This is a genomic window from Paenibacillus sp. IITD108, assembly GCF_036541265.1.
In the GTDB taxonomy this organism is placed as follows: domain Bacteria; phylum Bacillota; class Bacilli; order Paenibacillales; family Paenibacillaceae; genus Pristimantibacillus.
Window position 1 is genome coordinate 154,108 of the sequence record NZ_JAZHCT010000011.1, and the last position, 13,004, is coordinate 167,111.

Here is a 13,004-nt window from a genome sequence, read left to right on the forward strand (position 1 = left end):
TCCGGCACTCCTTTTGAAAATTAAAATCTAAAATACAAGAAAGGATTGTAGGTTGAATTTATAAGATACAAGATCACTTCCACAAATAGAAAAAAGTAAAAAAACAAAGCACATGCAGTTTTTACTTTCGTTAACGTATTTCCTAATTGAAGCTTTTGCAGTCTTGGAAAAATAGGTGCAGCAACCAGAATAGCAGCGGTGAAATGAAGCCAATTCATTGATAATAACGATAACGCTAGAGAATCGAAAATATCATTGCCTCGCGAATGGAACATGGCAGCAATGAAATCAGTTGCGAAACTGAAATTATCCGCCCTGAAGAAAACCCATCCGATCATAACAAGCAGCAGAACGGCTACATGATTTAACGGATATATTTTGGAAAGCAGCTTCTCTAGCCCGGCTTTCTCCAAAGCAATCAGGAGGCCGTAGTAGATCCCCCAAGCGATGAATGTCCAGCTGGCTCCATGCCAAAACCCTGTTAGCGACCACACGATAAATAAGTTGCGGTATATTTTCCATTTAGCCACTCTGCTTCCGCCAAGCGGAATATATACGTAATCTCGGAACCAGCTGCCAAGTGAAATATGCCAGCGTCTCCAAAACTCTGAAATACTCTTTGAAATGTACGGGTAATTAAAGTTTTCTGCGAACTCAAAACCGAACATTTTTGCCAAACCGATCGCCATATCGCTGTATCCTGAAAAATCATAATAAATTTGCAGCGTATATGCGATTATACCTACCCAGGCACTGCCTGTTGAAAGATCCATGGTAGACGTAGCGAATACAGTGTCCGCAACGGAGCCGAGCGGATTAGCCAACAGCACTTTTTTAGACAAGCCTAAAATAAAGCGTTTGATGCCCTCTGCGAATTGTATGGAAGAAAACACACGTTTCTTAAGCTGATCTGCAATCGCATTATAACGAATGATAGGACCTGCAACAAGCTGAGGGAAAAAAGTAATATAAAGAGACAGGCTGAATAAATTCCGCTGGGCTCTCTCCTTTTTTCTATATACATCTATTAAATAACTGAGCGCATGAAATGTATAAAAAGATATGCCTAGAGGCAACGGTATGTCCGTTAAATGAACATTCGTCTGGAAGACATCGTTCATGGCATGGACGAAGAAATTTGCATATTTAAAGACGCCAAGCAGTCCAATATTTACAAAAATAGCCAGTGTCAAAATTAATTTTTTCTTCTTCTCATGACTATCTGTTCGATCAATCCAAATTCCATAACCATAGTTCATCATAATGGATATTATCATGAGCAAGACATACCTCGGTTCCCCCCAGGCATAAAAAACGAGACTGAAAATCAATAGAATAACATTCTTGAATTTAAATGGGACTGAAAAATACAAGATAAGTACTAGCGGTAAAAAGTAAAACAAGAAAATGACTGAACTAAAAACCAAAACGAATTCCTCCTGATGGTAACGATCCAAATATACGTATTTCTGATTATAACGCAAATAAACTAAAAAAAGTTGTTATGATTTCTTAATAAAAAAACCTGTCTTACCAAAAGTTGCTTTGCTAAAAGCTGCATCGCTTACCTTTAGTGACAGGTTTCTAAAGCATTAACATTTAATTGCCAGCTTTTTATTAGCTTAGCTTCTGTTGAAGAATAGAGGCCAGCTCTTCAGCTGAATCCCAAATAATAGGTCGAATATTTTGTATTTGTACAAAAAGTTTTTCAGCCTCACTGCTGCTTGCGGTCCATATTACCGGAATGTTTAAACCATGCGCATATCCGGCTGCTAAATACACCTCAGGAGATTGATCGGTTAAATCAGCAATAATTAGTTTGCTTTCTGATATTGACTCCAAAGTATAAGTATCATCGTTCTTCGTTTTGTTATGTGCTAACAAGCGCGGCATATACCCGCATTGTTCGATTCTAGGAAAGAGGATTTCGAGCCACTCGGTTCGCAAATTGTCATTATCCGAAATCAGAACGAAGCATGGCTTTAATTTTTTGCCTCCAGCGCTGGCGGCGGCTTCACTCCATCCTTTTTCCGTAAGTTTAAAGGTATTCCCTTCCCTAATGAGCAGCTGCATAGTGACAAGCTTATCAATGATGTAGACCAGCTCCTGCAGATTAGGAGAATAGGTCAGATTATAGCTGCTGGAAAGCGGATGAATGACTACAGGCTCGCCCGGCCCTCCGGTATGCCTGTGCAAAAATTGTAACAGACGGTTCCCTTTATCATCAATAGTTAAAGGAATTTTCGGACTATTTGCAATTGATTCCAGATCGTTGGCAGATAGAGTAACCTTCTCATCACAATCTGTTAGCTCCCGGATATAAGCCGATACTAAGTAAAACATGTTCCGTTTTTTATGATGCGGCAACGAATTAATAGTTTCGTAGCTTTCTCTCAGCAGACTGTAGAATCCGTCTGGCGAACAGGAACAGCCCATGTATTTATCGTAATCGCCTTCCGTTTTAGTGGTGACTATCTCCTCACAGAACAAACAGTATTTCTTAATCATGGTAACTTATCACCTCTTATCGATTGGTATCTACTACCTTACCAACTTTTGTCGGAAAAGTAGACAAGAAAATATTTCCTGCCGGCGATAAGATAAAATAATGATGTCTATAATCCCACTAATTTATTAATGCCATTGATGATGTCCTGCTCCTTCATTTCACCAATAAATTTATCTTGAATCACACCTGAAGAATCGATGAAAAATGTTGTCGGGTAGTACTGGACATTATACTTTTTTCGAATTTGATCATTGTTGTCAATTACGATTGGAAATGTAATATTATGCTGATTAATAAAGTTTTTAACGGTTATGGTACTTTCACTTAAATTGATGCCCAGCACTACGACATTATCCTCTTTCCATTGATCATACTGTTTTTGCAGGGCTGGCATTTCATTTACGCATGGCGGACAAAAAGTGCCCCAAAAGTTTATGACCAGCGATTTTCCCTCGAAATCAGAAAGTTGATGAACTTGTTTATCCAATGTAGCTAAACTAAACTCCGGAGCCATTGATCCAATCTTGACGGATTTATCTGGCTTAAAAACCGCAGAGCCGATTGAGTATCCGCCGATAAGCAATGCGATTGTCAGCACGCTAATCTGAATCCACTTGCGATATTTCTTCAACTATTATCACCTCTTCTAAACACTTTCGCCTTGACTCACAATTTGTTTCCAGTTTGAACCTCGATCCGTTGATACATAAACATTCATTTTGACTGTAGAAAAAACAAGCTCATTCCTAGTCATTGGGTTCTGAGAAATATATGTTATCGCATCCTCTGTCAAATCTGGCAAATTAACCTCAGTCAATTGTTTCAAGAAGATATCCATCCGATACATTTCACCTTTTTCATTAAAGCTGCCGACAAATAGTTCATTCTCTGCGCCAAAAGCTAGAGAAGTTACCTGCATATCAGCTATTTTTACGAATTGATTGCCTGCGTCTTCGGAAACATATAAGCCATTCTTTGTGCCTATTGCTAGTATCGAATCATTTGTTGGATGAACAGCTAGTGCACCAGGCACTTCGTTTATCCCGATCATCTCACTTTTTACCCATGTTTCGGCCTCATCTTTAGTGTAATATAAGCCTACTGTCTCGAGTCTAGTGTTTGGTTCTGGATTAAATACATAAATGGTATGCGTTTCATAGCTTGCGCTCATTAAATGGAAGTCAATTTCACCATATAGATCCAGGAAATCGAGGCTTAATCCATCATCTGTACTTTTAAGCAGGCCAAAAGGATTTTTTTTATTGGAGCCTAGGGCTGGATGCCCACTGCTGTAAAATCCATTGTCAACCGCTGTAAAGCCCATATAATCATGCTCTTCTCCTTGACCGTGAGTCCATTCTCCCTGAGCATATATTTTCAATCCGTAGTGGGAAGGAATTAATATTCGCTGGCCATCCCCTGAATAACCAAGGCCATGGATATGTGTCAGCATGACCGTATTGGAACCGGGGCCTTGCAAAGAAATCACGACAGTAATGATAGCTGCTAGCAGTAAGGCAGTCCAAGTCCACTTGAATCCTTTAGCCCTCCTCGTCCATATTTGCGTTTGTTTTCGATATTCCTGTTTTTTCATATTTAAGTTCCCTCCACTTTCACTACATACTGTAGTGTTATATTTTAAAAAAAGGCAAGTTTACGAACACCCGCCCAAAATGAGACTGCTCATAATAAAAGTGAACATTAAAGTTAAAAACAACGGTTTAAAATTAAGTATTGGAATGTGAAGAGTCTGTTTTGGCTCAAGCACTTGCATAATACGGTAGTTGATTGCATTTTCCGCAAAGTATACTGCAGCAGCTGCATGCTGCATCCTCCCAACGCTTGAAACCTTAAGCAGCACATTGCCTAAATGATACTCTGTGCCCATTTGTCTCATTGCAAATTGGTCTGCAAGCAATTCTTTCCATGTCTTAAAGCTTCGCACCATTGTCTTCATCGATGGGATATACCCCATTCCCTCAAGGAGAAGAGTCAGTAAAAAAAGGTTCAGCGGATCCCTGTTCTGGACATGATATTGTTCATGAAGCAGGATCGCTTCAAATTCTTTTTTTGAAAACATGCCGATAACTCCAGAAGAGACAATTATTTGCGGCTTTAAAAGCCCTATTGTCATTGCTATAAACTTCTCATCATTTACAACTATAAATTTTGCTCCCCATTTTCGATACTTTGCATTAAGCAGCTTCGTAAGCTTTATATGTTTTTGGCTATGAAAAATGCCCAGCCATTTCCTAGTTAAGTATATTTGTTTGACAAATCGCCATAACATTCTTCCAAACGTATAAATAATGATTGCATTGATTATAAATGTAAAGATATTGTATGCCAAAGTTGTTTCATTAAATGCACTTATACAATATTGCAGAAAGTTGACAGGAAACCGAATATCCCATATTTGTTGAACGATATACAGACCCATTTGCGCCAAAACTATAAAGCCAACTACTAATAAAAAAATAAATATAAGATTAATTCTTAGCGCAGGCTTCATATGTTTTTCCTGCTTTTTAGCCGATTTAATTTATCCGATAATTTATTAATTAATTCCGTATCAGCATCTTCCAAAGCATCAATCATATGTCCGACAACAAGATCTCCAAATTCATGAATGAGGCCTTGTGTCACCGCCTTCGTTTGCGTGTGTAGAAATTGCTCCTTGGTTTGCACTGGCTTGAAAATCGTTACCCTGCTTCTACCCTTCCCATGGGTATTTTTACTTAAATGCTCTTTCTCCAATAAACGGTTCATTACGGTCATTACAGCGTTAAAGGAAATAGGACTTTCCTGGTTCAATATAGATTGCACGTCTTTTATGCTCATACCTTCTGACAACCATAGCAGGTTCATTATTTTAGCTTCTAGAGGACCAAAAAAACGGTTTAAGCCTTCTTCATTCATATTGAATTTTTTCACGTTAGCCATTACCTTCACCCCTTACACTACGAATTGTAGTCTATTATTATGCATGGTGTCAATCGCCTATCGGTCTTATCTTTGTCCATGACCTATCAATCGGTATGCCCCATACACGAACAAGAGAAACAGCACATAAATGAAAAACACGGCTATCCAATCTGCAGTACCTGAATGTAAACTATCGCCAACAAGTGTAAAGGCAAACATGACCGGGACTTTGCCTAGAAGCGTCGAAAGCAGAAATAGTTTGAAAGAAAGTCCAAACACACCAGCATATATATTAATAACCGCTGCAGGCATGACAGGAATAATCCGGGCTGTTAACACTGACCAAAAAGTATAGCTTTTTAAAAATTGATCTAACCGTTTTAAAGATTTATACCGGCTTAGCAGCTTTGCTCCCTGCTGCTGCAGTAAAAAACGAAATAAAACATAAATTAATGCGGCGGCCAACGTTGATGCAAACACGCTCATCAGCCCGCCAAGGAATACACCGTACTTAGCTCCAATCATTCCGCTTACCATGCCAAATGGAATACCAGGAACTGCTGCTAATGCTGCTATAGTTAAAAAATCAGTTATTACGCTCCCTTTCTCTTCTTTCACCCATGCCATTAATAAGTCCAGATTGAATAGAATCAGTATAATGACAAAAAAATTAATCAAGGCAATTATAAATTTATATCCCTTCATTAAACAATACCTAATTTCATTTTATTGTGCGATGCACCCAGATTGATTATAGCTTAAATCCCTTAAGGTTTAAAATATTTATCCGCAAGGAACTGAAAAATCCAAGGTCCACGAATTAGAACTTCCGGCTTGACGATTGTCAATTTCTTTTCCTTAAAACCCGAGGGTATATCAAATTCAACGTATTCCAGCGCGCCAGTTTGATCATTCAGTTTGCCATGATAGCTTTTTAGTTCAAACCCCAACATATGCAACGATTTTTCTGTATTCGGATTAAAATGCAGATCCAAATACACACGTAAAATATTATCGCTTAACCTTTCAGTCCGTGTAATTGTGACCGGAAATCCGGCGATCGTAAAGGTCTTGTTCAGGTTATCTTCCGTCTTGGTAGGCACTTTGACCGCAACCTTATCTTCGTACTCGACATTAATCTCCGGGATGTGAAGTGTATATGCTGCATTAGTCTGATCCGGGTTAAGTTTAAAATAAAAATCTCTTACGGGTCCTCCGACTCCCGGTATTTTTTCGATTTCCAGCAACTTGCCATCTGCATCCTTTAAACTTAAAGTTCGGCCATTGTGAATGCCATGTACTCCATAATCTATAACTCTAATGTTGCCAGCTTGTTGCGAAATGAGTGAGAGCCTGCCTTTGCTGCCGTTTCTTGAGGCAATTGCAGTAATACTTATGTCGTTTAGAGCTGCTGTCTCGCCCATCTCTTCATAGCTGCCAAACTTTTCGGCCTTCATGAGTGTGAATGGAATCTCGAACTGCTTAGGTTCCCTGATGATAATTTTTGCCGGACCGTCTTCAATATCGAGCTTTCCTTGATACCAATAACCAGCAGACCACTGGTTTACAGATCCAACGGACGTGGAGTGCTTTATTACAAACTCCGCCCCTTTATTATTAACTAAAACAATCTCATTAGGCTTTTGAAAGAACCTGTTGCCCGTCATTGTCAAATAGGTCATTTCCTGATCCACCATAACTCCAGTAACCATAATTTCTCCTAATCCGAGCTGCATGTTAACGGGCTGTTTTAACACATAGCGATTAATTTCCTGCTCTTCTTGCTTTACAATCCCAATACCCGGCACGAACTGGAGTATTCGCTGAATACCTGCGATGACTTGCGGTTGAAACGCAGAGATGGTCAAAATAATAACTAGCAGTCCTACAGGAATAGATGTAAAAATTGATTTCCGGGATAATTTTATAGTCGGTTTCTTGCAGCTGGCACCTATAGATTGATTTAATTCTTCTTGAGCACGTTGAATACCCATAAGACTGTGCTGACGAAGCTCCGAAGGCAGCGGAATACTTTCAAATTCTCGTTTCCATTCATGGTTCAAGCCATCCATCCTCCCTTGCCTGTTTCCGTAGTTTTCCAAGTGCCCGATATAATATAGTTTTTGACGTACCGAGAGGAAGCTCTAAAATGTCTGCTGTCTCCTTGATCGTGTGGTCATAAAAGAAGCGTAAAATAATAACACTCTTCTCCTCTTCATTCAACCGATCAATCATGTCCTGAAGCGATAATGACAACGGGATATCAAGCGCTTTTCCGTCATCATTTAATAATTCCTCATACTCTGGCTTTAATGGAACGACTTTGCGTCTTTGCCGAAGCAGATCGATCGAACACCGAATCGCAATGCTGATTAGCCAAGTTTTGAAATATTTAGGCTCCTTTAATCCTTGTAACGCTCGATAGGAGCGATAAGCCGTTTCTTGAACAACATCGAGCGCATCATCCCGATGGTTTAAATATAGGAAAGCGATACGATAAATGTCCGCTTCGAATTGGCTAAATAAATGAATAAATGCATTCTGATCACCGTTCTGTGCTTGCTTGACCCAACTAATAATGCTCATCACCTGCCTGTTCTTGACTATCTATTTATTTGACGTAGATGCTGAGGATTTGGCTTTACATGATTAAAAATTTTCTTATTTGAAGCTTAGGAATACTCTTTTTGTCGGTAATTCAGCTGTTCTTTTGAATAATTAAAAATAATTGCAAAAAAATAACCCAATAGATGAGCACTTATTAGTGTCTATCTCTTGGGTTAAAGGAATTTAATAGATCGTATTTTATCCGTTGTCGGGTCGAATTGAATGGTTATAAACACCCCAAATTCATTTCCTTCTTTGTTTCTTAGCCAAAGTTTAAATTTTTCTTCTGACTTCGCAGGTGCTAAATCTACCCGGCCTATGTGCTTATAGTCGATAATTTCCGCATAATCAAATCGTTTTTGAGTTTCTTCTATTGCGATTTTACCCCATTTTGCATAGTCAGGTACAGCTTCGGCGGAAACGGAAGAAATAGTGAATACAGTAATTAAATTAATCATCAGTAGCAGGATCGTCTTAATGTTGAACACCTCCGCGCCTAGTTTCCCCTGATGAATGTGAAATATTCCCATTGTGCATAAAATTTCATATAGAAGCGATCGGTGCTATATATTCGCACGGTATAAAGGCTGGCTCATTAGTGGATCACCTCCCCTAGCTGGTCAGACGTTCCGTTATTACGCCCAAAATCGCAGTTTTGAAGCAGCAAAGTGACACACGTTCCGTTATTGATCCTAAAATCGCAAAAAAAGCCTCATTAAGAGGCGTATAGCGGAACGTCTGGCCGCGAAAATTAATAATTGGCGGTTTTGAGTCATATAACGGAACGTGTGGCCGCGAAAATCAAAAAAGACGGTTTGAGTCAAATTGCAGAACGTGTGTCCATGTCGATCTGATTCGGGCAAACGCAAATAATCTATAAGAGTGATAGAGAGCAAGAATGGGACTGGAGCAGCAGCAAAGTCGCCCGACTTGTAGCAGTCCCATTTTTTGGAGCGTCAAACATCATCCATTTTCTTTACTTCAATGTATTGCAGCACTAGTCCATGTTTCTGTTTTATACTGAAATCATATCCGCCGTATTCAATTGTATGATTCGTTTTGAGCTCAGAGTCTCTAACAAAATACCAGCCGCCAAGCGTGTCGACATGATCATCTTTCATTGGAATTTGCAGCAAATGTGAGACGTCATCAAGCAGCACCTTCGCATTAATAATATAATGATCCTCATTGACTTTACGTATGTGAGAAATTTCTTCCTCATCGAATTCATCCCGAATTTCTCCAACCAGCTCTTCTACAATATCTTCAACCGTTAACAAGCCTGATGTTCCGCCATATTCGTCTACTAGTATAGACATATGTATGCGTTCAGCTTGCATTTTCTGCAGCACTTCTTTAATTGGTGCCGTTTCAATCACGTTAATGATGGGTTGAACAAACTTACTAAGAGTAAATGTTGCACTGGAATCCTTATCCTTAATCCCTTGTAATAATAAATCCTTGATGTTGATATAACCTATAATATTATCTCTATCTCCCTTATAGACAGGATATCTCGTATATTTCTCTTGTGAGATGCGTTCCAGCACAATTTCAAAAGAAGTATTAATTTCAAATCCAACAATTTCTGTTCTAGGAATCATAATTTCCTTGGCATGCTTATCATCAAATTCAAATACATTGTTGACGAATTTTAATTCATTATTGTTGATTTCCCCAGACTTATAACTTTCCGCCAGTAATAATCTTAATTCCTCTTCCGTGTGTGACACTTCATGCTCACTGGCAGGCTTCATGCCAAAAATACCGACTAAAAAGCGTGCTGAACCATTTAAGAACCAAATAAACGGATACAACAGCTTGTAAAAGATCATAATGGGTTTAGAAAATAACAGCGTTACAGCTTCCGCTTTCTGAATCGCAATCGTTTTGGGTGCCAGTTCTCCTACGACAACGTGTAAAAACGTAGCAATCACAAAAGCAGCACCAATTGTAAAACCATGAATCCAATTAACCGGAATGCCTATGCTTTCAAATAATGGATGCAAAATAAATTCAAAGGTTGATTCGCCAACCATACCAATGCCTAGAGCGGTTACTGTAATTCCTAATTGACAAGCAGATAAATATTCATCCAAATGAGCGGTGACATGCTTTGCAGCTCTGGATCCTTTTCTTCCCTCTAACGTTAACTGTTCTATTCTTGTTTGTCTCACTTTAACGATTGCAAACTCTGTTGCTACGAAAAATGCGGTTAAAGCTATCAGAATCACAAAAATTGTTAAATTTATCGCTGTCAAAAAGTTCGTCTTACTTAAAGTAAGACTTCACCCCCTATGAAAGTAATAGTAATATCGTTTGCATTAAAGCCACACTATCATTGCGCAGTAATTTATTCATTTTTTTCAAATCTTTTTCATCGGCTAGTTCATTATTTGTAATAAACTGCTGTACTTCTTTATTTAATAGATGAATTTTTGCACGAAGCTCATAAATATCGATTTCTTCGTGAGTCTGACATTCAGCTGCTTTGGGCACAGGATTTTCAAATTGATGTTTAATATCCTGCAAACTGAAGCCTTGTTTTTTCAACCGTTCAATCGTAATTAATCTTTCTATACAGTCTTTTGGATAATGCCTATAGTTATTCTCTGATTTCTTTACTTCTAATAAGCCTAGTTGCGTATAGTAATCTATCGTACGCTTCGTGACACCAGCAGCATCAGCCAATTCACTTATTCTCAATTCTTCCTTCCCATGGTATCCCCTCCACTATCACGTTATACACAAACTATAACGTTACACTTTATAATAACTATATTATACCTGCGTTTACAAGAAAATTAGAAAACTCTAATTGTAAAACAAAAAATCCCATCCCCTACATAGGAGATGAGATTTTAGGACGATTCACGTCAACTTCTCGAATATATATTCATTTAGCCTGAACACGTTTTCGATTTTGGTAGTCCAATATAGCTTTGTGCAATAAATATTTATTAAAGCTTGGCCACATTTCGTTAGTGAACCATATTTCTGCTTGCGCAGCTTGCCATAATAAAAAACCGCTGAGCCGCTTCTCTCCGCTTGTTCGAATAATGAGTTCAGGCGAAGGACAATCGGAGGTATAGAGATGTCGTTCGAACTCTTGCTCAGACAGTTCCTCTTTGCCTTGTTCGGAAACTATGGATTTAATTGCATAAATAATTTCGCTGCGGCCGCCGTAATTCATTGCAAAATTAACGACCATTCCATTATTCGAGCTTGTCATATCTTCTGCAAATTTCATATGCTGCCGGGTATCAGCAGGAAACTTTTGAATATCTCCAATAAAATGGACCTTAATATTGTTTCGATTCATTTCTTCCATGGTTTCATCATTTACAAATTCGTTTACTAGACTAATGATATAGTCCACTTCATTTTTGGGCCGTTTCCAATTTTCTGTGGAAAAAGCATATAACGTTAAATAATCAACGTTCATTTCCCGGCAGTTTCGAATTGTTTCTTTCATCGTGTTCATGCCTGCATAATGTCCGGCCGTACGGGGCAAGCCTCTATTTGTTCCCCACCTGCCGTTGCCGTCCATCATAATTGCGATATGTTTAGGGAAGTTATGATCCCAATCTATCTGTTTAGTTATTTTTTTCATTTTGTTTTTTTCTATCAAATCAAGAATGTTCATTTCTATCACCATTCTTTTCTTCTAATACTATTGCATCTTAAAGTAATTATAACGTATACATACAGTGTTTTCCAATATTTTAGTAAAAGATTTAACTCTGATGTCATTACGTATAAAGTATACTCTTTCCAGACGAATTGAAATAGATGGGCAGGAATAAGTTATATCCTAATCGAATGTTTTTAAAGAACTCAACTAGAAAAGAAGGTGTGCTTTATGCCCCAAGGCAAGTATTTTCGTATCGGATACGGAATTGCATTATTTTTATTAATCGTATTTTTGGCAAGCAAGGTAGATTTTTTGTTTAGACCGATAGGTATCGTGTTTCAAACCTTGTTTTTCCCGATTTTTGTTTCTGGTATTTTATACTATGTTCTGCGTCCGGTTATTAAGGGTCTTGAGAAGCTCAAGCTTGCCAGATGGCTGGCTATTTCACTCGTCTATATTGTTGGTCTGGGCATTATTGTGGCCGCGTCCATTTGGGTAGGACCATATATCGTCAATCAGTTCAATTCGCTGGTAGAAAGCTTGCCGCATCTGCTTGCTTCAGCGCAATCCCAGCTTGCAGAATTGCAAAAGCATGCCTGGTTTGGGCAATACCTGCCAAAGAATAAGGTGGACTGGTCTGAAAATGTAGGTGAATATTTAAATCGTGCAACGACGATTACGTTAAATTCAGTTCAAAGTATTATTTCTTTTTTCACTCAATTTCTAATTGTTCTTACTACAGTCCCATTCATCCTGTATTACATGCTTAGCGAGGGCGAGAAGGTGCCGCGTAAAATATTACACTTTCTTCCAGAAGATCAGGTCGATGACGGCCGTCATATTTTAAAAGAAATGGACGAAGCGCTCAGCTCCTATTTGCAAGGAAAAGTGCTGCTCAGCCTCTGTCTCGGCGTTCTAATATTTATTGGGTATGCGGCAATTGGACTGGAGTATCCGTTGATTCTGGCCATTTGCATGATGTTTTTCAACTTGATTCCGTATGTCGGGGGCATAATTGGAGCTGTCCCGGCTGTTATCATCGCTTTGATCGATTCACCTGCCATGGCCATTAAAGTAGTTGTAATCGTGTTGATTGCACAACAAATTGAAGGCAATTTGCTTTCACCGCAAATTATGGGACGGAAGCTTAACATTCATCCGTTAACGATTATTTTAATATTACTCGTGGCAGGCAGCTTCGGAGGACTGCTCGGCATGTTCCTGGCGGTACCTTTCTACGCTGTTGCACGTGAGATCGTTACTTATTTCTATCAGCTGCACCTGCTGAAAAATCGCAAGAAGAAGATGAAAGCTTAATATAGAAAAAGA

General features: G+C 38.8%; 14 protein-coding genes. 1 reads left to right on the top strand and 13 read right to left on the bottom strand.

All coding sequences use genetic code 11. The features are described 5' to 3' along the window. Nucleotides 1-20: 20 nt before the first annotated feature. The 13 genes from V1L65_RS12420 to uppS all read right to left on the bottom strand — a co-directional run bounded on the left by V1L65_RS12420 (nt 21) and on the right by uppS (nt 11,687). Nucleotides 21-1,427, bottom strand: coding sequence for an MBOAT family O-acyltransferase (locus tag V1L65_RS12420; RefSeq protein WP_331699469.1), 1,407 nt, complete (start codon nt 1,425-1,427; stop codon nt 21-23). A 190-nt stretch (nt 1,428-1,617) separates the two neighbouring features. Next, a complete protein-coding gene (locus tag V1L65_RS12425; protein WP_331699470.1) occupies nt 1,618-2,508 on the bottom strand; it encodes a hypothetical protein in 891 nt (296 codons plus the stop codon). Between the two features lie 107 nt (nt 2,509-2,615). Next, nucleotides 2,616-3,140 carry a thiol-disulfide oxidoreductase ResA gene (gene resA / locus V1L65_RS12430; RefSeq protein ID WP_331699471.1) on the bottom strand — a complete coding sequence of 175 codons (525 nt, stop codon included), beginning with the start codon at nt 3,138-3,140 and terminating at the stop codon, nt 2,616-2,618. A gap of 15 nt (nt 3,141-3,155) precedes the next feature. Next, nucleotides 3,156-4,103, bottom strand: a complete 948-nt coding sequence (locus V1L65_RS12435) for a F510_1955 family glycosylhydrolase (RefSeq protein ID WP_331699472.1) — start codon at nt 4,101-4,103, stop codon at nt 3,156-3,158. Nucleotides 4,104-4,163: 60 nt separating this feature from the next. Further along, on the bottom strand, nt 4,164-5,021 hold the full coding sequence (locus V1L65_RS12440; protein WP_331699473.1) for a M56 family metallopeptidase: 858 nt from the start codon (nt 5,019-5,021) through the stop codon (nt 4,164-4,166). Beyond that, complete coding sequence (locus tag V1L65_RS12445; protein WP_331699474.1) at nt 5,018-5,452, bottom strand: BlaI/MecI/CopY family transcriptional regulator; 435 nt, start codon at nt 5,450-5,452, stop codon at nt 5,018-5,020. Before V1L65_RS12445 ends, V1L65_RS12440 begins: the two co-directional genes overlap by 4 nt. A 66-nt stretch (nt 5,453-5,518) precedes the next feature. After that, nucleotides 5,519-6,112, bottom strand: a complete 594-nt coding sequence (locus V1L65_RS12450; RefSeq protein WP_331699475.1) for a TVP38/TMEM64 family protein — start codon at nt 6,110-6,112, stop codon at nt 5,519-5,521. An 89-nt stretch (nt 6,113-6,201) separates the two neighbouring features. Further along, on the bottom strand, nt 6,202-7,506 hold the full coding sequence (locus tag V1L65_RS12455) for a hypothetical protein (protein WP_331699476.1): 1,305 nt from the start codon (nt 7,504-7,506) through the stop codon (nt 6,202-6,204). Further along, entirely contained in the window at nt 7,487-8,020 is a 534-nt protein-coding gene (locus V1L65_RS12460; protein WP_331699477.1) for a sigma-70 family RNA polymerase sigma factor, read from the bottom strand. Before V1L65_RS12460 ends, V1L65_RS12455 begins: the two co-directional genes overlap by 20 nt. A gap of 194 nt (nt 8,021-8,214) precedes the next feature. Then, nucleotides 8,215-8,499, bottom strand: a complete 285-nt coding sequence (locus V1L65_RS12465; protein ID WP_331699478.1) for a DUF3889 domain-containing protein — start codon at nt 8,497-8,499, stop codon at nt 8,215-8,217. Between the two features lie 498 nt (nt 8,500-8,997). After that, nucleotides 8,998-10,302 carry a hemolysin family protein gene (locus V1L65_RS12470; protein ID WP_331699479.1) on the bottom strand — a complete coding sequence of 435 codons (1,305 nt, stop codon included), beginning with the start codon at nt 10,300-10,302 and terminating at the stop codon, nt 8,998-9,000. Between the two features lie 34 nt (nt 10,303-10,336). Continuing rightward, a complete protein-coding gene (locus V1L65_RS12475) occupies nt 10,337-10,747 on the bottom strand; it encodes a MerR family transcriptional regulator (protein ID WP_331699480.1) in 411 nt (136 codons plus the stop codon). 190 nt (nt 10,748-10,937) lie between these two features. Next, the gene (gene uppS, locus V1L65_RS12480; protein WP_331699481.1) at nt 10,938-11,687 is read right to left on the bottom strand and encodes a polyprenyl diphosphate synthase; all 750 of its coding nucleotides are present in this window, start codon (nt 11,685-11,687) and stop codon (nt 10,938-10,940) included. Nucleotides 11,688-11,903: 216 nt separating this feature from the next. On the opposite strand from uppS, the gene V1L65_RS12485 reads away from it, so the two are divergent. Then, nucleotides 11,904-12,992, top strand: a complete 1,089-nt coding sequence (locus tag V1L65_RS12485; protein WP_331699482.1) for an AI-2E family transporter — start codon at nt 11,904-11,906, stop codon at nt 12,990-12,992. Nucleotides 12,993-13,004: the final 12 nt, after the last annotated feature.